Below are 24413 nucleotides of genomic sequence, written 5' to 3'. Positions count from 1 at the left end.
ATGAAAAGACTATTTAAATATTCTCTCTTATCACTTGCAGCTACCTTTGCTTTAGGTTCCTGTACGGACCTGGAGATAGAGGAAACGGATTCCTTCATTACCGAAGGATTCCAGGGTCTTGAAGATCCAGCCTCTGCACTGAACCAGTTATACAGCCAAGTATACGGTCAGTGGGGTGACCAGGCTAACCGTTACGCACTGTATGAGGTGACTACCGACGCCCTTTTGATCCCTACTCGTGGGGCTGACTGGGGTGACAACGGTCGCTGGAGAAAACTGCACCAGCACAGCTGGGGCTTTGAGGAAACTGACATCCTTACTCCTTTTGACCAGTACAATGCGAACCAACTGCTCGCCTCTCAGATTCTCGACTCTCGTAGTGGAGCTTCTGCGGACGTAGCCGCTGAGGCAAGCTTCCTGCGCGCCTATAATATGTTTACCATTCTGGATCTCTTCGGACAAGTTCCATTCCGGGATACGCAGTTATCTTCTTCTGAAGTACCTTCTGTACTGACTGGAGCGGCAGCTGTTGATTTTATCCTGGCCGACCTTGATGCTGCAATCGCAGGACTTCCTGCAGTTGCTGCTGGTACCGGAGACCTGAAACGCGCCAGTAAGGCTGCTGCACGCCTGATGAAGGCTAAGGTTCTAATTAACCGTCACATCTATGTGAATCAACTGACAGGTGGAGGAGGAACTCCTGATCCTGCAGACCTGCAGCAAGTTATTAGCCTTGTAGATGCGATTGAGGCAGATGGCTATGCGCTTCAAGCTGGATACTTTGATATTTTCCGTTCTACTGCGGATTCCGAAACCATCTGGTGGGCAGAAACTGGAGTAGGTAACCGTATCTTTAACGGACTTCACTACAACTCTACCGGTCTCGGTGGAGGTGGATGGAACGGGTTCTCCACTTTGGCAGAATATTACGATCTGTTTGAAGGAGATGCCAATAACAACCGTTATGATGGTGACCTGAATGCTGCTCCCCTGGATAACCAGGAAGAGCGCCGCGGTGGTGTTCCAAACATTGGAGTGCCTTTCACCGGAGCTGCCGGAACTTCCGACAACGGAGGATTTGAAGATGGTTCTAACGTTGGTTACGGATTCCTGATCGGGCAACAATACGCCCTTGACGGAACTCCATTGCAGGATCGTCCTGGTAACCCACTTGCTTTCGAGCGTGACTTTACTGACGGAGACGGAAATGCCAACCTGATCAACAACGATGAGAAAACAGGTATCCGTGTTATGAAGTACAACCCACGTTACGATGGTGGATTCCAGAATCACAACATCATGCTTCGTTACGCAGATGCCTATCTGTTGAAGGCTGAAGCTATGGCCCGTCTCGGACAGGATGCAACTTCCATGGTGAATGACCTGCGTGTATTGCGTAGTGCCACTCCACTGGGATCTGTTAACCTGGATGCTATTGCTGACGAGTTTGCTCGCGAGCTTTTTGCAGAAGGATGGCACCGTAACAACATGATTCGTTTTGGTCGTTACCTGCGTAACTGGGAATTCAAAGAAGATACCGACGCCCGTCGTCTGCTCTTCCCTATTCCACTGCCGCAGCTTCTGGCTAACCCGAACCTGCAACAGAATCCTGGATACTAGGAATTCACACAAGGAGATCACTCCTTATATCATAAAGCAAAAGGCCGCTCAGTTGAGCGGCCTTTTTTGATTCCTGCAAACGCTACTATTTGTTTCTTGCTTCGAGGAAGAAATGATTAATGAAAAATTAATGCAGCTAACAGACCGCTAATACTTCCTCCAGATACGGCCTTGAATCCTTTATTTATTGGCCATATGCTTAATTTTGCATGCTGCACAGGCATGTATGACAAATCAGGAATTTACATACCCGAATTCACCTGGCCGGTTATTGGCGATAGCGTTGCTTTTCGTCGGGCTCACCGTGCCCTTCGGTTGTGCAGAAAAAGCAGACACCCGGTTCCGCGAACTGTCTTCGGCTCGGACCGGGATCGACTTTATAAATGAGCTGCAGGAAACCCCTGAATTGAATATCCTGAACTACCTGTACTATTACAACGGGGGAGGCGTCTCTGTTGCGGACTACAACCAGGACGGATTGCCGGATATTTACCTGGTGGCCAATCAGGCTCCTGACGCCCTTTATATTAACCGGGGTAATTTAAATTTTGAACGTGTCAGCGAACATGCAGGGATTTCCCAGGATACGCTTTGGACTACCGGAGTCACCCACGCCGATGTCAATGGGGATGGCCTGGAAGACCTGTATGTATGCAAGCCTGGTGGATACCGTGCCCTGAAAGGACGCAACCTGCTCTATATCAATCAGGGCAATGATGCCAACGGCATTCCTCAATTTCGCGAAATGGCCGCAGCCTACGGACTGGATCTGGAGACCCTTTCTACACAAGCCAGCTTTTTTGACTATGACCTGGATGGGGACCTCGATGTTTTCCTCCTGAACCATTCTGTACACCCCAACCGCAATTATGGCCGGGGTAGCCAGCGCAAAGAATTTGATGCCCGGGCCGGGGACATCCTCTTGCGCAACGATGGGAATACCTTTACCGATGTAAGTGCCGTCGCCGGAATTTATCAGGGGCGCGCTGGATACGGCCTGGGCCTGGGAATCTCGGACATCAACGGGGATGGTTATCCCGATATCTATGTCGGCAATGATTTTTTCGAAAACGATTACCTCTATATCAATCAGGGCGATGGAACCTTTCTTGAAGTAATCGACACTAACCCGGAGGAAACAACGACAAACCGTGTTCCCACAATTGGCCACACCTCCCACTTTAGTATGGGAAATGATATAGCCGACCTCAACAACGACGGCCTTCCCGACATCCTTTCCCTGGATATGCTCCCGGAAGACCTGATTACGTATAAAACATCGGGCCTGGAATATCCTTTCCCCATCTATCAGCAGTATCTGGGTCATGGCTACGGGCCGCAGTATATGCAAAACACCTTGCAGCTAAACCTGGGAGACGGGCGTTTTTCAGAAATAGCCTTCCTCAGCGGGTTGGCCAGTACGGAATGGTCCTGGGGCAGTCTTATCGCCGATTTTGATAATGATGGCCAACAAGATGTTTTTATCAGCAACGGAATCAAAGGGGCTACCAACGATATGGATTACATGAATTTCATTGCCAACGATGACATTCAGCGCCGGATCGATGCCGGCATGAAGCAACCCGACATGCCGCTCACCCAGGAAATTCCGCCGAAAATTGCTACCAATTACATATTTCGCAACACCGGGAACCTGACATTCGAAAACATGAGTCAATCCTGGCTCCCCGGGGATGCCACTTACAGCCAGGGCACTGCCTACGCCGATCTGGACAACGACGGGGACCTGGACCTGGTGGTTAGCCATACTGACCGACCCGTCTCCATTCTTGAGAATACAGGGAGCAGCGGTAAAAGCCTGAAGGTTGTCTTATCAGGTGCCGAGTCCAATACCCGGGGAATTGGCGCCCAGATCCATCTTTATACCCGGGATGGCGTCCAATACCGCGAAAATTATACTACCCGGGGCTACCTTTCTGCCCTACCCAACGTGCTGCACTTTGGGCTGGGAAATCTCGAAGCTATAGATTCCGTTACGGTTCGCTGGCCAGGAGGAAAAGTTCAACACTTAGGCAGGCTAAGCCTGGAACAAAGCGAACTCCATCTTCGGGAAGCCGACGCACAAGAGGCCAAGCCTGGAGGGGCAGGACAAGTAACTAATTCGGATCCGGTGGATCAGAGCGCTATCTGGCAGCAGCTCGATTCCCTGTTTGTCTTCCGGCATCAGGAGAATCCAACTTTGGACTTTGACCGGGAACCGCTGATCCCTTTTGCACAGTCTAACGAAGGGCCTGGCCTGGCGGTCGGTGATTTTGATGGGGATGGCCGGGACGACGTTTTCCTGGGAGGCGCCAAACACCAGGCTTCGCAACTCCTGTTGCAAAGGGCTAATGGCAGCTTTGAGCCAGTTATGGAAGACCTGTTCCAGTCCATTGCGTTGCATGAAGATACCGCAGCGCTATTTGCAGACTTTGACGGGGATGCCCAAAAAGATCTTGTCGTAGTAAGCGGGGGGAATGAATTTACCGGCGGGGAACCGCTGAGGCCAAGGCTCTATCTGAACCGCAATGGTCTGCCCGAACAAAAATCCGATGCTTTCCCGGATTGTACCCTGAACGCCTCCGATGTGATTGCCGCAGATTTTGACCGGGATGGCGACCTGGACCTGGTCTTAAGTGCCGATGCACAATCCGGTGCATTCGGCGCCAGTCCCAGGCACGCTCTGCTTATCAACGACGGTAAGGGCGTTTTTAGGGATGCCACGCGGGAACTGGCCCCTGGGCTGAATACCTTTGGGAGCATTACCGATATGGAATGGGCCGATCTCGATGGGGATAGCCACCCGGAATTACTCCTGGTCGGACATTGGAATGCGCCTGGCATTTTACGATGGAGCAACGGGCAATTCCGCCTGGATTCCTCTGATGGGCTCCAGGGAGAAACCGGACTCTGGAATGCCATTCGAACCCTGGACGCCGATGGAGACGGAGATCTAGATTTTGTTGCCGGGAATTGGGGAACCAACACCCGCTTGGAAGCAACTGAAGCCTTCCCCCTGCAACTCTACCGCAGTGATTTTGATGACAATGGCCGGGAAGAGCCCCTGATAACCTATTACCACCAGGGCGTGGAGACCCCTTTTGCCTCCCGGGATGAAATTGTAAAGCAATTGCCGCATTTACGCAAAAACTTCCCAACCTACAGAGCCTTTGCGGAGGCCAGCCTAGAAGAGTTATTGGGTAAGGAAAAGTTAGCAGCCGCTACCTATAAATCAGTTACCGAACTACGCAGTTGTCTTTTCCTGAACGACGGGAAGGGCAGTTTCAAAAAAATTCCGCTGCCCGCGATCACTCAGGCCGCCCCTGTCTTTGACTTTGGCATCGCGGATTTTAATAAGGATGGGCATGCCGACCTGCTTCCACTCGGAAATCATTTCCAGGTCAGCACCCAATTGGGACGACCCGATGCCTTGCAGGGACCCGTATTGCTGGGTAGTGCGGCAGGAGTATTCCAATGGGCTCCGCAAATGATCGCTCCCGTTTCCGGAGCGGCCAGAAAATGGAACCGTTTAAATGTCGGTACTAAAAAAGCTTTTATCATTGCACGCAATGACGATACGCCAATTATCCTGACACTAAGAGAACAAACGAATGAAATACAGCACAATGTCAGTAAGTAAACAATTTTTGTCCCAATTCCTTTTTACCGGGCTATGCCTCGGACTCCTGATGCTTACGGGATGCGGGGATTCCAGCACGGAGGACGATGCCACTGCAAAGGAAGCTACTTTATTTACGCTCCTGCCTCCAGATAGTACCGGGGTAACCTTTGAAAACCAAATACAAAACCAAAAGGATTTCAACATCTTTAAGTATCGCAATTTCTATAATGGAGGCGGCGTTGCCCTGGGAGACATCAACAACGATGGGCTCACTGACATCTTCCTGACCGGGAATATGGTCCAGAATCGCCTCTACCTCAACAAGGGAGATTTTAAATTCGAAGATATCAGCGAACAGGCTGGGGTATTGGGGACTAAGCCCTGGTCTACCGGGGTAACCATGGCCGATGTCAACGCCGATGGCTGGTTGGATATCTACGTGAGTAACGCCGGCAACATGGAAGGCAACAACCACGACAATGACCTGTATATCAATAACGGGGATCTCACTTTTACAGAGGCGGCAGGCGATTACAATCTGGCCGAGACCGGCTTCACCACACACGCCAGTTTCTTTGATTACGACCTGGATGGGGATCTGGATGCCTACATCCTGAATAACAGTAATATTCCTGTAAGCAGCCTGGGTTATGCGGAGCAGCGCAAGGTGCGCGCCCAGGACTGGGAAGGGGTCCCACATATTTTCCGGGGTGTCGGGGATATGCTCCTGAGAAACGACGATGGGGTATTTACCGATGTGAGCGAGGATGCCGGGATCTACGGGAGCCTCATCGGCTTTGGCCTCGGCGTTTTGGTTACCGACTTCAATGGGGATTTTTATCCGGACATTTATGTCTCCAACGATTTCTACGAGCGGGATTACCTCTACATCAATCAGCAGGATGGCACCTTCAACGAAGAGATCATGGAACGCACCGGGCACCTGAGTCTTTCGGCCATGGGAATCGATATCGGGGACATCAACAACGATGGGCAGCAGGATATCTTCATTACCGACATGTTGCCGGAAGCCGAACAGCGCGTAAAATCGGTCATGGAATTCGAGGGCTACAATGTCTATAAACTCAAGGAGGGGAAGGATTTTGGGAACCAGTATATTCAAAACACCCTGCAGCTCAACAATGGCAATGGAACCTATTCCGAAATAGCTTACTACAGTGGAGTCCACGCTACAGACTGGAGCTGGGCGGGTCTTATGTTCGATATGGACAATGACGGAATGCGCGATATTTTCGTAACCAATGGGATTAACCACGACCTGACCGACCTGGATTTCGTAGACTTCTTTGCCAATGAGATCATCCAGAAAATGGCACTTACCGGGCGAAAGGAATCCATCGATTCCATAATCCAGAAAATGCCCATTAAGCCACAGCCGAATTACGCCTTCCGCAATAAGGGCGACCTCACCTTCGACAATGCCAACGCCGACTGGGGCTTTGAGATGCCTACCCGCTCTAATGGCGCTGCCTATGGGGATCTGGATAATGATGGGGATCTGGACCTGGTCGTGAATAATGTCAATATGCCGGCCCACCTCTACCGCAATGAGACGGATAGCAAAAAAGAGCACAACTACCTCAGGGTACGCCTGAAGGGTAAGGATAAAAATCCTTTTGCCGTAGGGGCTACGGTAAAGGCCTATGCCGGGGAATCCGTATTTATCCAGGAACTCATCCCGTCCCGTGGATTTCAGTCTTCTGTAGATTATGCGATTACTTTTGGCCTGGGCAGTGCTACACAACTGGATTCCTTACACGTATTCTGGCCGGATCGCAGTCGTCAAACCCTGCGGGATATAGCGGCGAATAAAGAAGTGACCATTCAATGGGAAGCCGATGAAAGCGGTTTGAATTGGGCAACTAACGGACAATCCGGAATGCAGGAGTCCCCTCTGATGCGGGAAATTGATCTGGGGCTGGCCCCCCACAGCGAGGATCCGTACAATGATTTTGACCATGAAGGTTTGATCTATTCCAAACTTTCACAAGAAGGCCCGGCCCTCGCGGTAGCCGATGTCAATGGGGATGGCAATGACGATTTTTACCTCGGAGGCGCCTCCGGGCAGGCCGGGAAACTCTACCTGCATCGCGGTAACGGAAAATTACAGGAGAAAGCTACAGGAGCCTTTACTCAGGATGCCAGTTATGAAGATACGGCAGCTGCGTTTTTTGATGCTGACGGAGATGGGGACCAGGACTTGCTGGTTGGTTCAGGAGGAAATCAGGCCGGGCAGGGTCGCACTTATATCCCAAGGCTTTATCTGAACGATGGCACCGGTAATTTCAGCACCTCCCCCGCTTCCCTCCCTTCGGCTTTTACCAACGTTTCTACAGTGAATCCCCTCGACTTTGATCAGGACGGGGACATAGATGTATTTCTGGGATCGCGTTCTGTGGTTGGTGTTTACGGGGTAGACCCAGACCACCTCCTCCTGGAGAATGACGGCAACGGGAATTTCAGGGATGCCACCCAAAGCCGGGGTAATGACCTATCCAAAGCTGGAATGGTTACCTCCGCCACCTGGGCCGACATGGACGGAGACGGCCGACAAGACCTGATTACCGTATCGGACTGGGGGAGCCCGGGCATTTACCGAAATACCGGACGCCGCCTGAGCAGCATGCCTTCCTCCCTCGACAGCCTGAGCGGATGGTGGCTCTCCGTCGCTACAGCCGACTTAGATAAGGATGGGGATATGGACTTGATCCTGGGCAACCAGGGGACCAACCTCCATTACAAGCCAAGTCCGGGAAAGCCCATGAAAATGTGGATCAACGATTACGACAATAACGGGACCCTGGAGCAAGTAGTTACCCTGACTGATAGCCTGGGAGATTATCCGCTTCACCAGAAAAAGGAGCTCACTGCACAAATCGTCTCCTTAAAAAAGGAAAACCTGAAAGCTTCGGTCTACGCCCGGCGTACCATTCAAGAGCTCTTCCCAGCCGATATTATCGGGCAATCCCTGGTCAAAGAAGCCTCCATGTCCACTTCGGTGATTGCGGTCAACGAGGGCAACGGCCAATTCCGGATCGTCCCCTTGCCTCCACGGGTTCAACTCTCCTGTATCTGTGATATCAGCTGCACGGACCTGAATGCCGATGGCAACCTCGATTTGGTGCTGGGTGGGAATAATTTCGAATTCAAGCCGCAATATTCGCGTCTCGACGCCGGATTGGGAAATGTTTTGCTGGGCGATGGATCCCTGAACTTTGAGTGGCAATCCTTTGATCGCAGTGGGTTTTCCATCCGGGAAGAGGTCAAATATCTAAGGGAGTTACGCGATAATTCGGGACGGCGCTTTATTTTGGCAGCCGTTAATTCAGCAGCGCCCAAGCTCTATGAAATCGAACCAAACACCCTTATTCCGTAATGCAGATCCGTCCTCTACATATACTTTGTAGCCTCGCAGTTGTATTCCTGGGGGCTTGCCAGCGCGGGGGAGACCTTTTTGAGGAGCCCAGCCCGGAGAAAACCGGGATTACCTTCGAGAATACACTGGTGGAAACCGAGGAGCTCAACATCCTGGATTACCTGTATTTCTATAACGGTGGCGGAGTAGCCATCGGGGATATCGATGGTGATGGACTCGCCGATGTATACCTCTCCGGAAATCAGGTTGGCAATCGCTTATACCGCAACCTCGGGGATATGGAATTTGAAGATATCACTGAAAAGGCGGGCGTTGCGGGAAACAGTACCTGGAATACCGGGAGCGTCATGGCCGATGTAAATGGCGATGGGCTCCTGGACATCTATGTCTGCGCCGTAGTGGGGATCAACGGCTTTCGCGGTCATAACGAGCTGTTCATCAACAATGGGGACATGACCTTTACCGAAAGCGCCGCAAAATACGGCCTGGATTTAGACTCCTACAGTTCCAATGCCGCCTTCTTTGATTATGATCTGGACGGCGATCTCGATCTATATCTGCTGAACCATGCTGTGCACACGCAGGACAGTTACGGGCAGGCCTCGTTGCGTAACCAGCGGAGTTATGAAACAGGAGACAAGCTCCTGAGAAACGACAACGGCCGATTCACCGATGTGAGCGAAGCTGCGGGGATATATGGGGGAATCAACGGCTACGGCCTGGGTATCGCCGTATCCGATTTTAATCAGGATGGCTATCCGGACCTGTATATCGGGAATGATTTCCACGAAGACGATTACTACTACCTCAATAATGGGGATGGGACCTTCTCCGAAAGCCTTCGGGAATATTTTGGCCATACCAGTCGCTTTTCCATGGGTAGTGATGCCGCAGACATCAACAATGATGGGCTTCCGGACCTGATCTCCCTGGATATGCTTCCCGAAGATGAACGCCCTCTGAAAGCCTCAGAAGGAGACGACAACATCCAGACCCAGAAAATGCGTATCGAGCAATACGGTTACTACTACCAGTTTACACGCAATATGCTCTACGTAAACCAGCCCGACGGACGTTTTACAGAGACCGCTCTTATGAGCGGGGTTGCCGCTACCGACTGGAGCTGGAGCGCGCTCTTTGCCGATTACGACCTCGATGGGAATCAGGACTTATTTATAGCCAACGGCATCCCCAAACGTCCGAATGATCTGGATTTTGTCCGCTTCATTTCGAGCGAGCAAATCAGCAACAAAATGGACAATACCCGGCTGGTAGACCAGCGGGCACTGGAGATGATGCCCAGTGGAAACGCCCATAATTATATCTTCCAGGGGGAACCCGGTTTTGGCTTTACGGACCGTAGTGACAACTGGATCCGCAAAGATAGTTCCCTGTCCGGGGCCTCGGCCTGGGGCGACCTGGACAACGATGGGGACCTGGACCTTGTGGTAAGCAACCTCAATGCCCCGGTAAGCGTGTTGGTCAATCGCAAAAATGGAGCGGGTAATTATCTCAAACTCCGCCTGAAGTACACGGAAAAAAACACATTTGGTATCGGCACCAAAGCCTACCTGTACAGTGAAGGTAAAACCCTGTTCCGGGAACTCTTTCCGATGCGTGGGTTCCAGGCTTCCAGTGAACCCATCCTTCATTTTGGATTGGGGGAGGCCGCTGCAGATTCCCTCAAGATTCTCTGGCCCGATGGTTCCTACCAGGTTGTGGAGCAGCCCGGGATAAATACTACCCTGACCCTGAGTCCGGAAAATACGCGTCCCTACGTTCGCGCGCCCCGATCAGCGAATAGTATTTTCAAGCGAATCCCCGATTCCCTGGGGCTGGATTTTGTACACCAGGAGGACAATTACACCGATTTTAACCGGGAGAAGCTCCTGCCCTACAGCCTGGCCGATCGCGGCCCCGCAACAGCGGTAGGCGACCTTGACGGCGATGGGGATCAGGACCTCTTTCTGGGCGGCTCCAAACGCGTTCCCCCAGCCATTTATCTGCAAGAAGACGGATGGCTTCAACGCCTGAGCCCCGGGGATGATTCCCCCTGGACCCGGGTACTGCGGGATAGTATCCCTGAAAATATAAATGCGAAACTCTGCGATCTGGATGGCGATGGTATGTCCGAATTACTCATAGGTAACGGCGGATCGGATTATTTCGGCGATTCAGAGAACCTGCAGAATATGCTGTATCAAAACAAGGGCGAAGGTATTATTGCCAGACCTCTGGATCCCGGATTTGCAAACACCGCCATCCTAAGGCCCATGGATTACGACGGGGATGGGGACTTGGATGTCTTTGTCGGGAACCAGAGTATTACGGGGCGTTTTGGGCAGCTTCCCACCTCATTCCTGCTCGAAAATCAGGAGGGTAATCTGGTACCCGATTCGGGCTTTGCCGGAGAAGATCTGGGCATGGTCACCGATGCGCTTTGGACCGATTTCGATGCCGATGGTAAACCCGACTTGTTGATCATTGGCGAGTGGATGGCTCCCTTATTACTGCGCAATACCGGAGAAGGCTTTGAGCAGGCACCCCTGGATGCTCCACAAGGGCTTTGGCAGGCGGCCGCAGCCCATGACATCGACGCAGACGGAGATGTGGATTTTATCCTTGGAAATTGGGGCACCAATTCTAAATTCTCGGCAAGCGCAGCCCATCCGATGCGCATTTACCTGGATGATTTTGACCGTAACGGGAGTACCGACCCCATCCTCGCCACCCATAAGGGAGGTGCCTACTACCCGCTAAGTGGCCTGGACGATCTGGGTTCCCAGCTGGTATTCCTCCGCAAAAAATACCCGAGCTACCAGAGATTTGCAGGTAAGACTCTGGAGGAAATTTTTGAGGCTGAGCAACTGGAAGGGGCCCGCGTACTGGAGGTAAGTGAATTGCGATCCGGCTACCTGCGAAACAATCAGGGACGCTTCGAGTTTGTCCCTTTCCCGGAAGCCATACAGGTATCGCCTGTTACAAGCCTGCTCGTCTATGATTTTGACGGTGATGGCCAGGAGGAGGTCCTTGCAGGAGGAAATTATTTTGGCGTTAAACCCTATCAGGGTAAATTTGACGGATTTTCCGGAGTCCTGATTGAGGGAGAAAGCAAAATGAGTTTCGGGTATGAACTCGGACTTGATTTTGCCAACAAATCCCTGCGTGACCTGGAAATAATACAGCTAAATGGAATACCTCATTTACTCGCTGTTTTTAACAACACCACAGCACAACTCTACCAATTAAATTCAAAAGAATAAAGCGATGAAAATCAGCAAATTAATCACAATCGTACTCGTCGTGCTCCTGGTTTCCTGCGGTAAGGAACCCGAGCCCATTGACATTAGCCCGGAGCACTTTCACGCCTCAGTAGACCGGTTAACCGATATCATGGTTCACGATATCTTCAGCCCACCGGTAGCCAGCCGGGTATATGCCTACCCGAACATTGCGGCCTATGAAATCATGGCACAGGAAAACTCTGAACTCAAGTCCCTGGCAGGTCAGCTTACGGATCTCGGGGCAATCCCTTCCCCAAAAGCAGAGGCTCCGGTCAATTTCCGTGTCGCAGCCCTGGTAGCCCATATGGACCTGGGAAGGCGTTTAATCTTCTCAGAAGACCGCCTCACCACAATGCGGGATAGTCTTTATCTGGACTGGGGAGAAAAAGATGCGCAAACCTTTGAGGCTTCACGAGACTATGGCCTGGAAGTCGCTGAGTTTATCGCTGCCTGGATGGATAAGGACAACTACAAGCAAACCCGTACCATGTCCAAATTTACCGTGGATACGTCGGATCCTTCGCGCTGGCAACCAACCCCTCCGGCCTACATGGAGGGTATCGAACCCCATTGGAAGGAGATCCGCCCGTTTGTGATCGATTCGGCCAATCAGTTTAAGCCAACCCCGCCCCCTCCGTTCTCTATGGATCCGGAATCGGCCTTCTACAAAGAGGTCCGGGAAGTATATGATATTTCCAATGAAATTACGGCGAAAGGAGACGAATCTGAAGAGGTAGCCATTGCACAATTCTGGGATTGCAACCCCTATGTTTCGGTAACGCGTGGCCACTTAATGTTCGCAACCAAAAAAATCAGTCCCGGGGCACACTGGATCGGAATTACCAAAATCGCCTGCCGGAAAACAGATCGGGATTTTGACCAAACTGTCCAGGCCTACACCAAAACATCCATTGCCATTATGGATGGATTCATCAGTTGCTGGGACGAGAAATATCGCTCCAACCTGATCCGTCCGGAGACACTCATCAATGAACATATAGACGAAAACTGGAAGCCGGTATTGCAAACGCCCCCATTCCCGGAATACACCAGCGGACACAGCGTAGTTTCAAACGCAGCAGCCGAGGCCCTGACCAGTCTTTTCGGGGATGACTTTGCCTTTGACGACGATACCGAACTTGCCTACGGGTTGCCGGTGCGTTCCTTTACTTCCTTCCGCGCCGCCGCTGAGGAAGCTGCTATCAGCCGCATGTATGGAGGCATTCATTATCGCGCAGCCGTGGAAGTGGGAATTACCCAGGGTCGTAATCTGGGACGTTTCGTAGTAGGTAATCTGCAAATGGAGGAGCAATCCTCCCTGGCTCAAAATAATTCGGAAAACACAAACTAACAGGTCAAATAAAAGCCGAAATACATGAAGAAGTTTCTTATCGGAACCGTCGTTTTGGTTCTAGTAGCAGGAATCGGATATTTCTTTGTCTATCCCTATGATTATATCGTGCGTTTTGAGGCCCCTTCATTTCCGGGCACTGTTAACCAAAGCGTGAAAATCTGGCATCAGACGGCGGGTACGCTGGACTCTGAGGTAGAAAAGGGCAGTATTTTGGACTTTGAACAGGAGGTGCAGGCCGGGGATTCCATTCACCAGTACTCCTGGCACCTGGAGCCGCTTACCGACAGTACTACCCAGGTCCGTGTTGGGATTCGGGATGTCGAACACAGCCTGGCCAACCGCTGGGATGTCCTTACGGGCGGAAGTACGGTTGGAAAGATCAGCCGACGCATGCTTACGGACTATCTGGACGGACTCAATGAACACGTAGATCAGTTTAAAGTGAATATCGAGGGAATCGGTGAATTGCCCAGTACTTTCTACGCCTACGTTGAACTGGAAAGTGATCAGCACGGGAAGGCCGGGGGCATGATGGACCATTATCAGTTTATGAGCAACATAATGCTCAGCAATAAAGTGCAACTGAACGGCCCGCCTATGGTGATCGTGGATAATTGGGATCGGCAAACAGATAGCCTGAAATTCAAATTTGCCTTTCCAATCGTGCGTTCGGACAACTTACCCGAACACCCGCTGATTCAATACAAGAGGATTTTTCCGGACCGGGCTTTGAAAGCTACCTACAACGGCAATTATATCACCTCAGACCGGGCTTGGTATGCTTTATTGACTTATGCCGAAGAGCAAGGCTTTGAGGTGGAAGAAACCCCGGTAGAAATTTTCTACAACAACCCAACCCTCGGAGGCGATGCCACCCGATGGAAGGCTGAAATTTTCCTTCCGATCAAAGAAGAGGAGCAGGGAGCGACCGAGTAAGCCGTGTATTATTTTGCAAACGCAATATAAATCCCAATCACAATAACGATTACGGCGATCCCGACCGGCTTAATATATCGGTAAGGCGTAATTTCCACCTGTCGGGTATACTCCAGTTCATAAGGTTGTGCATTCGGCCTTAGTTTACCAATCAGGAGCATTATTCCCACATTGAGCAGGAAGAGTATTGCCATGACGTGCAGGTAATGCGGATAGGCGTCCGCCTGTACCTGGCGCAGCGCAGTTTCTCCAGTGATCCCGGCAGCTTCCGCCGCCGCAAGGGCACTTTCGACTCGGGAGGGACCGATGATAAACTGGCTTATGATGTAGAGTCCTGAGCCCAGGACGATGGCCACTTTGGCTGCAATAGCAGGCACCCTTTTGGTTAAATACCCTACTACAATAATCGTCAGGATAGGAATGCTGTATATCCCATTGGCTTGTTGCAGGTATTCGAATATACTTCCCGCTTTTTCAATTACCGGGGCCACGAACATGGCCGCCAGGGCCAGAACCACACCAAATATCTTCCCGTATTTCACTACAGTAGCCTCGGAAGCTTCCTTATTGATATGCTGCTTGTAAATATCGATTCCAAAAAGGGTCACGGAAGAGTTCAGGACACTGTTGAAGGAGCTCAGGATAGCCCCGAAAAGCACTGCGGCAAAGAATCCGACCAGGGCGGTCGGCAACACGGCGCGAACCAATTCGGGATAGGCCATATTACTCGAGGCCAGGCCTCCGTCAAAATAATGATAAGCAATCATCCCGGGTAGAACCAGGATAATCGGACCCAGAATCTTGACAAAGGATGCCAGCAACAAACCTTTCTGGCCTTCGGCAAGGTTCTTAGCAGCCAGGGCCCGCTGGATGATCTGCTGGTTGGTCCCCCAGTAAAAGAGCTGCACCAACATCATTCCGGTAAAAATTGTTGAGAAGGGTACTTCCTGCCAGGATTCCCCCGTTGAATCAAAACGCTTCGGATCGGCAGCCATAAGCGTATCCAGACCGCCCATAACGCTGCCATCCCCTATAGCCATCAAGCCAAATACGGGTATCATTACCCCGCCGATCAGTAAGCCCACCGCATTGACACTATCGGATACGGCTACCGCTTTTAAGCCCCCGAAGACCGCATAAATCGATCCGATTATTCCGATTCCCCAGATACATATCACAATGGCCGCAGACTCCGAAACCCCTAACAAAGTGGGTACGTCAAACATTCCACTTATGGCAACTGACCCGGAATACAGGATAACAGGAAGCAGAACCACCACGTAACCTGTGAGAAACAGGGCTGAGGTAATCGTTTTCGTAGTGACATCGAATCGTTTGGCCAGGAATTGAGGCACAGTGGTAAGTCCGCCTTTCAGATAGCGGGGCAGGAGGAACATCGCGGTGACCACCATGGTAATCGCAGCGAGGGTTTCCCAGGCCATCACGGAAAGCCCGTCGCGATAGGCACTTCCGTTGAGCCCCACAATTTGCTCAGTGGATAAATTGGTGAGCAGTAGTGAGCCGGCAATGACGCCTGCTGTCAGGCTTCTTCCTCCCAGGAAATAGCCATCGGAGGTTGCCTCATTTGTTTTACGTGTGGCCAGATAAGAAATTACCGCTACCAGAAGGGTAAATCCCACGAAGGAAAGAATGCCAATCATTTCAGTTTGTTTTGGATGGTTTAGCCATTAAATATATTAGTTTCCATTGAATTAGCCGGGAAAAAGCCTTCAGGTCCTGGTTCCGGCGTATCTTTAGGGTATGAGATCCCGGCTTCGGTGCACGCTGTTTTCCTTCAAAATGCTAACCCTGTGTTTGCTGGGCACCTCCATGGGCTGTGCACAACACGGTAAACTGGAAGTAGTGGCAGATTTTCCCAAATCCCTCAATGAAGTATCGGGAATGTGGGCTGCCGGGGAGGCAGCTGTATGGGTTATCGAAGACAGCTCCAATCCCGACCGGCTGTTCGAAGTAGATACCAGTGGTCAGCTACTTCGCAGCTTTAAAGTAAAGGGAGGAGGAAATAAGGACTGGGAAGCACTGGCGGCCGACAGCCTGGGAAATGTCTATATAGGTGATTTTGGGAATAATGGCAATTCGCGGAAAAACCTCAGGATTTATAAAGTCCCGGATCCCAGGATAGAACCCGGCGATAAAATCGATGCAGAGAGACTGGATTTTAACTATCCAGAGCAGGAAGAATTTCCACCAACTTCCGACAGCATGCGCTTCGATGCGGAGGCCCTTTTCCATTACCAGGGCATGCTCTACATCATAGGTAAAAACCGCTCCGATCCGTTCGATGGAACCGCCGATGTCTGGCGTATTCCAGATAGCACCGGAACCTATGAAGCGTCCCACATCACGCAATTACAGCTCTGCAGGGATTTCGAAACCTGCCAAATCACCGGGGCCACTTTGTCTCCTTCAGGAGAGCGCCTTGTTTTGCTTTCCTACGGCAAACTCTTCGTTTACGAGGATTTCGGAAAGAGAAGCTTCTCTCAGACCCCCCGGGTAATTGACCTGGAAACACGGTCTCAGCTCGAATCGATAAGTTTTGTGACGAATACCCTGCTCTATCTGGCCGATGAGCGGTCGCATGGCCGGGGTGGTAATCTGTATCGGTTTGAACTGCCTTACCCCGCCTTTAAAAAATAAATCCAAACCCGAAGGTAAAGCGGAAACCATCGGCTCCGTGAAAGAGCGCAGCATTCAGATTGAGCACATCCAGGCTGTTGATGAAGAAGCCTCCCCCGTAGGAATTGTGCCAGCGGGAAGAAGCATCGCCGGGTTGCCAGACCCGACCATAATCGAAGCCTGCGAAGATACCGGGATTCACGGGGAGGACACCGGTGCGCGTGCGGGAGAATTGCCAACGCAGATCCGTTAGCTGGTAATAGGCAGTTTTCCCGGTAAAGCGCTGAAAGCGATAGCTCCTGGGGCCATCGTTTGCCCCGATCTGAGCGCCCTGATAAAACTCATACCCGTTCCCAATATTGAAATGGGCCTTCCAACGTGTAGCCAACACCAACGATTCCGAGCGATTCAGTTTATGGTCCAGACTCAACTCCGGAATGACAAACCCAAAGTTGCCGCTATCTTCCAGGCGCTGGGTGTAACCCGCCTCCAGCCCTACGCCCAATCCTATAGTCGGAAATGCCGGATTGTTGCGGTTTTCATAGGAATACGCTCCAAAAATATTGAGGAAGCCCAAACCGGATTCTTCCCCGTTATCCTGATAAAAGGTGTTTACAAAACGATCCGTGGTTTCTTCGACGGTAACCCGCTCATATCCTGCCCCCAATCTCAGGCTTCCTCCTAAAGGTCCCCGCCATCTCAGGGCTGGGGTAAATCGAAAAATACGTGTGCGCACCCGGTTGTAATCCAGGCCGAGTTCATCGTCCGGATTCTCGGTTTCATTTCCGAAACCAAAGAAGTTCCGGGTAAAATTAGGACTGGTATACCGCGTCTCCAGCTCCAGGTTCCACCGGCCAAATAATCCGGCAAATTCTCCGGTATACCTGAGGTCATAGCCACTGGTAGCCAGGAAAAAACCAGCGCTGACGGAATGTTTTGCCGTAAACGGATTCCTGCGAAAGCCCATACGCATAAACGAATAGCTCGCACCCAGGCTAAAGCCATCGTCGGGGTTGAATCCGAGTGATGGAATCCAAAGGTTCGTATCTCCGGAAGGCTGTAACGGCTGGAAGGTATTGATCTGGTAGTTATCCGTAAGCACCTTCCGGGCCCTGAGCCCTTCTCCGAAATCTGATTTTTTGCTTTTGAAATCAAAGATCGTTGTCCGACCCCCTTTGCCACCGCTATACTTTTCACGACCCAGACCCCCGATTATCCGTACCCGGATGCGATTGCCCGCCGGCACATCGATTTCGAATTCGTCTTTGTCGTCCAGGCCGTAGATCTGTATTTCGCGGGTTTGCTCCGGATAGAATACCCGATCTACAAACTGTTTCTCCGGCTTGCCGTCGATAATCCGATAGGCTTGCACCCGTACGCCCTTTTCAGGGGTTCCGGTAACGCGGAAATAGTCGTCCTTATCGGTGCCGAACAGCAAGGGCTCCCGCTGAAGAATTTCGTGATATTCGGCAGCGAAGGCCTCCAATTGTTCCAGGCGAAGGAGCAGGATTCGCTGGATTTCCTCCAGGCGCTCATCCTGGACCTCAACGGGCATGGCCGAAAGGGACTTCCTGATGAGTTCCGAATTCAGGGTACTCCTGATACGCCGGGCCTGGGCAAGCCATTGCTCCCGTTCCGAATTGCTCAGTAAGATGCGATCCAGGGGGAAGGGATTGGTATTGAAACTGCGCAGATTTCGAATTTCCTCATGGAAGCCCTCCATTTTTTGAACAGCTGGAACCAATCGAGTCAAAACGCCCCCGATCCACCCATCGCCGAGTATGGAAAATACCTGATCCCGGTCGCGGGGAATGGGCTTATAAACCACACTGTCCGAATATTTAAACTCCGCCCAGCGCCACTGATCCTGGTGCCGGTCCCAATCCCCCACCAACATATCGAAGAGGCGGGCCCGGATATAACTTTCTTTGTCGATGCGGTATTTCTCGTCTTCCCGAAGTTTTTCCAACATGTCCCGGGTACTTTCGATGTCCTTGGCGAACCCGAAACTCGCCAACTCCTCGTGCCCTTCCGAAGGATGTTCCTCGATCATATAGAGCTCGTCGCCAAAATCATCGTTGTAGCGCCCCAATGCGGGTTGTCGCGGCACGTAGAACAAACGGGGATTGGTGTGGTAGATATCCAGGGAATCCATGAGCAGATCCAAGGCGTACGGGGCATAGGGATGCGCCCCGGTATATATATCCTCCAGCAGGTTTTCAGTGACCGTATTATCGAGTTGGCCCATCACAAACTGATTCTGGAACACCATTGCCTGCAGGTTCTGCTGGGCCTGTTTCCGCATGGCGCGCATCACGTATTGTTTGCCACTGGCGTGTTCAAGGCGCAGGGATTTGGATTGCTGTCCACCCCCCTTGCGAACCGGCACCAGTCCGCCGTATAGGGTGTCGATGGCCACAACAGGTACTTCGACCTGCCTGCCGTAATACTCCCGGTATCGCTCCCCCCAGAGCTTGCGGTAAAACCCGCTCTTCTCTATTTCCTCCTGGGTATAAATCGACGCCTTTACCTTTGGCGATCCGGACTTTGAAGCTTCAGCCGTACTAACAGTCCCGGTGGGCCGGGCATTGGCCTGGAACTGTGGACTGTCCGGTAAATAATTACTGATATCACCCTGCACTAACGGAGGCTGGTAAGGACCAAAAAGCTCAGTCCTATAGGCAAGGGTCTCCTCCCCGCTGTCCGCAACTGTATAGTACCGTACATCGGTTTGTCCATCCTCCATGAGATCTACTACCGCATAACCCCGCTGCCCTGTGGAAAACAAACTGCCTCCCGATAAGTTGGTAGATCCTTTCTTTGCCCCGGCCCCACTTACAATTTGCTGCAGGCCGTCTTCCCGGATAAATTGCAGGGTGTGCTCGTGGCCTGAGGCCAGGATTACGCGTTCTCCGAATTGGGCCAGCGTCCGAACACGCCGTCTCAAGTCGGTATAGCGCTTGTGGTAGAGATCTTCCGGCGAAACGCCGCCCGTAGTACGTACCAGATTGATCAGACTCCCCAATACGGGTAGCGGCCCAACTTTCTTTTTGGGATAGAGTTGCTGTTGGAAGCTAAAATACCCCCCGTGCTCCCCATAACTATACATGGGATGGTGGAGTGCAAGCAGGATCGTGCGCTCGGAGTATTTTTTGATTTCGCTTTCCAACTCGGCCAGAAACACCTGGCGGCTCTTGATTTCACAATCGTCATTTATGGTTGGCTTACGGTCCCAATTGGTAATGTACCATTCGGAGTCGACGACTATCAGCACAACGGAATCCGACAATTCTTCGACTTCAATAGGGCATCCATTTTCAGGGAGGAAAACATCCTTCTCATCCAGGACATCTTCTACGTATTTCTCCTGACGCTTCAGGCCCTTGACCCCCTCGCTATACCAATCGTGATTCCCGGGGATAAAAACTGTTCTTCCATTGAAGTCGGATACCGTTCCCAGCTGGGCATCCAGGTGATACTTTGCTTCGGCATAGTGCTGAGGATCGTCCTTGGGATCGGGGAGGCCGGAGGGATATATGTTATCTCCTAAAAATACAGCCAGTGCCGGGGCCTCATTCTTCCCGAGACGATCTTTAAATCGCCTGAGAACAGGATTGGGTCCATCGGCAGGGGAAAGTCCGGCATCGCCAATGAGAAACATCCGATAGGCCGGGGTTGTAGTTGCCCCGGTAGTCGATGTCTCAGGAAGCGGCAGCCCTTCTCCTTCGGCATATTTGGGGCTATAGGTGGCGCAGGAAACCAGCATGGCCGTCATAAAGAGGGTCAGCGCAACTGCCCTGAAACGCCTTAACCCTACCCGGTGAAAATTTTGTACTTTGGATTGCACTAAATGCCAGCTATGAGTTCGTTGTTGACCGCCGTTGAAAATTATGCCACCCAATTACTTTCAGAGGCCCTGGACCAGAGTTTCCTCTACCACAACTTAAGGCATACCCAGCGGGTTGTACAAAGTACAAAAGAATTGACAGATGCCCTTGGCGTGAAGGATGAGGATGCCGAAAACCTGCTGCTTGCCGCCTGGTTCCACGATACCGGTTTTACCAAAGGACACGAGGAACACGAGGAAAGCAGCTGTGAGATAGCTACGGCATTCTTTGAAAAAGAAGGGGTTAAGCCAGATAGGATTGAAGCGGTCAATGCCCTGATCCGCGCCACAAAACGCTTTTACGAACCCGAGAATCTACACCAGGAAATTCTTCGGGATGCAGATACTTCCCATTTCGCACAAAAAAGCTACCGGGAAACTGCCGAGTTATTGCGCAGGGAATTAGCCCTGCTGAACATTGCCCATTACGACGATACGGAATGGCGAGAAGCCAACATTACCATGCTCCGTACCGAACACCGGTTTTACACGGATTACGCCATTGAAAACTGGCAGGCCGGAAAAGACGATAATGTCGGCCGATTGCTTAAGGACAAGAAAAAACGCCTGAAGCTGGCCAAGAAGGAAAAACTCAAGGCCAAGTTTAAGAGCGAGAGCCCGGAAAGGGGAATTCAGACGCTCTATCGGGTGTCTATGCGTAATCACTTGAAATTGAGTGATATAGCAGACACAAAAGCCAATATCCTCCTGTCTGTAAACGCCATTATCATCTCCCTGGTGATCGCCAACCTGATTCCGAAATTGGACAATCCCTCCAACGACTACCTCCTGGTTCCTACCATCATATTCCTGATCTTCAGCATCATCTCCATGTCGCTTTCCATCATTGCGACGCGGCCCAATATCACTTCGGGAGAATTTACCAAGGAGGATGTGGCCAATCGGAAAGTAAATCTCTTGTTCTTCGGAAATTTCCACAAAATGAAGCTGCCGGATTATGAATGGGCCATGCGGGAGCTGATCCAGGACAAGGATTATGTGTACAACACCCTAACCAAAGATCTTTACTTTTTGGGCCTGGTACTAAACCGCAAGTACAAACTTTTACGCCTTACCTACACCATTTTCCTGGCGGGGATGATCCTATCGGTAATTGCTTTCTTTATTGCCCTGAAGTTCTTTGGGCCGGATCGAAGTATCCTGGAGCTTGCAGCCTGATCAGTTCCGGACTAACCTTCGAGTTCCTGCATGAGGTCGTCGTAGGTGTAGAGCTCCTTTTCACGAGTTCTGTCTTCCCCATCTTTGCGATAGAGAATTTCCGCACGGATCGCTTTAAGACCGGCTACTCCCTGCAATCCTTCGAGCTCTACAATCTCGATATTATTGGTAAAAAATCCTTTGGATTTCAGGTAAGTGATGTAGCGCAGATACTCTACCTCATCTTCCTTCTGGGAATAAATAATGGATAGTTTTCCCGCCTGGGTTAATCGCTCCCGGGTTCCCTTTATCAGGGATTTATCGATCCGTTTTTTGATGACTTCGTACCGCGCATTGTAGGTGCCATCCACATCGAAGCGTTTTTCGTCCTGCCGGAAGCGGATCGAAAGGGAGGTATTATAGACCAGGATCAGGGAGGCCACATCCAGGGGTACGGGTAGCTGACCCTTGAGATTGTAATGGGCATTTTCCATCTCCACCAAAACCTGCAATTGCCATAACTTGAGATTGGCCAGGTAAAGCGGGTTGTAATTCTGGTTTTCTGCCAGGGAATCCCCGATATACATATTGTGTTCTACCCCGTCGGTCTTATAGCGCTCAAAATAATGGGGGAACATGCTTTGCGCATCCCGCTGGCGATGGTCGAGCAAACCGGTTAGGGTCTTATTGATCTTGCTTACACTCTGGTCGTAATTCCTGCGGTGGTCGTAATAAGATCCGGTAGCAGGATCCATGTCTGCTTCGTAGCTTTCGACTGCTACCCGATACTTTGGATCCAGGGTTTTGATATGATCAAAAACAGGATTGATCTCCTCCTGTACAAACTTGAAAATTCCCTGTTCGCTGTTGGTATGCAGGTATTCCTTAATCTCGTCCAGGTGTTTGTTCACCCGGAAAATCAATTCTTCATAGACCGGCAGACCAGTTCCTTCCGCCACCAGCATCAGGATATCCAGTATTTTGGATAAATGGATCATCAGGTCTTTCTGAATGGCGGCGTTCCTCGCTGTAGAGGACTCCCGAATATCCACCTGACCATAGAGCGGACTCACATTGTCGAAACGTATTTCCCCGAAAGCCGGTTCCCTTCCTTCGAGTCGCTCCTGGATAAATTTTCGGGCCTCATCCTTGAACTTCCAAAGTACAGATTCGTGTACCGTGGTGCATTCGTGCTGAATTACAGCGTCGATCAGGTTTTCCTCTTCTATTTTAGAACGGACCACAGCAGAGACGATATAAGGCATGACATCGTCTAATTTGGTGGCATTTACCCCATTGAGGGTATTGGGTGTTTCGGAAACAATTTCCAAAATCCCGAGCAGGTTGTCCTCATTGGCAATCGGGGCAAAAATGCAACTTCCGATGCCTTGCTCCATGAGGTTATCCCAAAAGGGCTCTCCCTGTGCTTCCTCGTGGATACGGGCTACATCCGGTATAACGAAGTACGACTTATCGGAAAGCAGTTTTTTATAGGAACCTGAGCATAGCGCTTCAGAACATTCGGCCATTTCCTTATTGCCCAGGATAAAGCTTTTAAAGCCGGATCCGTAAACCCGTTCAAAGCTCTCCTCTTTGGCGTTGTAGGTAGCAAAACCTACCCTGAGATCGGTTTGCTTGAAAAATGATCGGAAGGTATCCTGCAGGTCGGACATGAAGTTCTCATTCCCCCGCTTATCACTGGCAATCAGTTCAGACTTTATGGAGGAGATAGAATGCTCGGCAGTAACATTAAACATGTTCGCCAGCACAAAACCTTTCATCACGAAACATCCGGGAGGAAATTTTGACTTCCAGATTTCCACATCTTCAGGATGCTCCAAAAGTTCATCAACATCGCTCTGGGTGATTTCTGGCGTATTTTCTGTGGGAATGATGTCTACAAAATCCGCGTTGTACATCACGCGATAGTAGTTTATGACCCCATTGGCATCCGGAATCTCGAAAAAGTAAGGCCGGGAATAGTCCAGGGAATACCCATAATAAAAATTGAGGATCACGGTACAGGCCATGATGTAGTCGAAATCCTCCTCGTTACTGTTGCGGAGGTTCGGGGTGAAATCGTCCCCTGCTGCCTTGAGAATTCCCTGAAGCCGGGGCGAAGGCATGAATAAAATATTGTGATACGGCAGTGAAAGTGCCTTGATCTCATTTTTCCCGAGAACCCCGGAGAACGCATCCTGGAGTACAATTTCCAGAACATCCCGGTAGGTTTCCAGCTTGGTCACATCGTCGAATCCTTCGCGGAGTTCGGGTATGGCGGCCTGTGCCTCCAGGATAAGACGCGCGTGCTCCTTTTGCCAGTCGTTACCGGTTTTCAGAAGCTCATCGTAATACCTGAGGTACTTATCAAAGCTGACGAGATATTTTGCGGGAGATTCCTGCTGCATTCCCCAAATTTTAACCCATTAGTCTCAATGGGGAGGATAAAATTACAAAATTGCCCCTAAATCGGTTGAAATTCCTCGATCAACGGCCCGGTAGTCTTGGTATGTTTCCAT

The 24413-nt window shown here is 51.0% G+C and carries 11 protein-coding genes; 8 read left to right on the top strand and 3 right to left on the bottom strand.

The genetic code is table 11. The features are described 5' to 3' along the window. The 6 genes from BM318_RS07185 to BM318_RS07160 all read left to right on the top strand — a co-directional run bounded on the left by BM318_RS07185 (window position 1) and on the right by BM318_RS07160 (window position 14213). The gene (locus tag BM318_RS07185) at window positions 1–1620 is read left to right on the top strand and encodes a RagB/SusD family nutrient uptake outer membrane protein (RefSeq protein ID WP_092981831.1); all 1620 of its coding nucleotides are present in this window, start codon (window positions 1–3) and stop codon (window positions 1618–1620) included. A gap of 226 nt (window positions 1621–1846) precedes the next feature. Further along, window positions 1847–5260, top strand: coding sequence for a VCBS repeat-containing protein (locus BM318_RS07180; RefSeq protein ID WP_092981830.1), 3414 nt, complete (start codon window positions 1847–1849; stop codon window positions 5258–5260). After that, entirely contained in the window at window positions 5247–8639 is a 3393-nt protein-coding gene (locus BM318_RS07175; protein ID WP_092982111.1) for a VCBS repeat-containing protein, read from the top strand. Before BM318_RS07180 ends, BM318_RS07175 begins: the two co-directional genes overlap by 14 nt. Next, on the top strand, window positions 8639–11902 hold the full coding sequence (locus BM318_RS07170) for a VCBS repeat-containing protein (protein WP_092981829.1): 3264 nt from the start codon (window positions 8639–8641) through the stop codon (window positions 11900–11902). The genes BM318_RS07175 and BM318_RS07170 overlap by 1 nt, the downstream gene beginning before the upstream one ends. A gap of 4 nt (window positions 11903–11906) precedes the next feature. Continuing rightward, window positions 11907–13274, top strand: a complete 1368-nt coding sequence (locus BM318_RS07165) for a vanadium-dependent haloperoxidase (RefSeq protein WP_092981828.1) — start codon at window positions 11907–11909, stop codon at window positions 13272–13274. A 24-nt stretch (window positions 13275–13298) separates the two neighbouring features. Continuing rightward, window positions 13299–14213, top strand: coding sequence for a GyrI-like domain-containing protein (locus BM318_RS07160; protein WP_092981827.1), 915 nt, complete (start codon window positions 13299–13301; stop codon window positions 14211–14213). Between the two features lie 8 nt (window positions 14214–14221). On the opposite strand, the gene BM318_RS07155 is transcribed toward BM318_RS07160, so the two are convergent. Then, the gene (locus BM318_RS07155; protein WP_092981826.1) at window positions 14222–15874 is read right to left on the bottom strand and encodes a solute:sodium symporter family transporter; all 1653 of its coding nucleotides are present in this window, start codon (window positions 15872–15874) and stop codon (window positions 14222–14224) included. Window positions 15875–15974: 100 nt separating this feature from the next. Between BM318_RS07155 and BM318_RS07150 the strand changes: the two genes are divergently transcribed. Continuing rightward, the gene (locus tag BM318_RS07150) at window positions 15975–16871 is read left to right on the top strand and encodes an NHL repeat-containing protein (protein WP_092981825.1); all 897 of its coding nucleotides are present in this window, start codon (window positions 15975–15977) and stop codon (window positions 16869–16871) included. Here BM318_RS07150 and BM318_RS07145 read toward each other — a convergent pair. Then, window positions 16861–20697, bottom strand: a complete 3837-nt coding sequence (locus BM318_RS07145) for a metallophosphoesterase (protein ID WP_245759763.1) — start codon at window positions 20695–20697, stop codon at window positions 16861–16863. The genes BM318_RS07150 and BM318_RS07145 overlap by 11 nt on opposite strands. A gap of 12 nt (window positions 20698–20709) precedes the next feature. Between BM318_RS07145 and BM318_RS07140 the strand changes: the two genes are divergently transcribed. Continuing rightward, window positions 20710–21915 carry a Pycsar system effector family protein gene (locus BM318_RS07140; protein WP_092981824.1) on the top strand — a complete coding sequence of 402 codons (1206 nt, stop codon included), beginning with the start codon at window positions 20710–20712 and terminating at the stop codon, window positions 21913–21915. Between the two features lie 11 nt (window positions 21916–21926). On the opposite strand, the gene BM318_RS07135 is transcribed toward BM318_RS07140, so the two are convergent. Next, window positions 21927–24302 carry a GAF domain-containing protein gene (locus BM318_RS07135; protein ID WP_092981823.1) on the bottom strand — a complete coding sequence of 792 codons (2376 nt, stop codon included), beginning with the start codon at window positions 24300–24302 and terminating at the stop codon, window positions 21927–21929. Window positions 24303–24413: the final 111 nt, after the last annotated feature.

It is taken from the genome of Robiginitalea myxolifaciens, assembly GCF_900115205.1.
GTDB classification, from domain to species: Bacteria; Bacteroidota; Bacteroidia; order Flavobacteriales; family Flavobacteriaceae; genus Robiginitalea; species Robiginitalea myxolifaciens.
The sequence above is the reverse complement of the archived record's forward strand: the minus strand, read 5'-3'. Positions and strand labels throughout refer to the sequence as shown.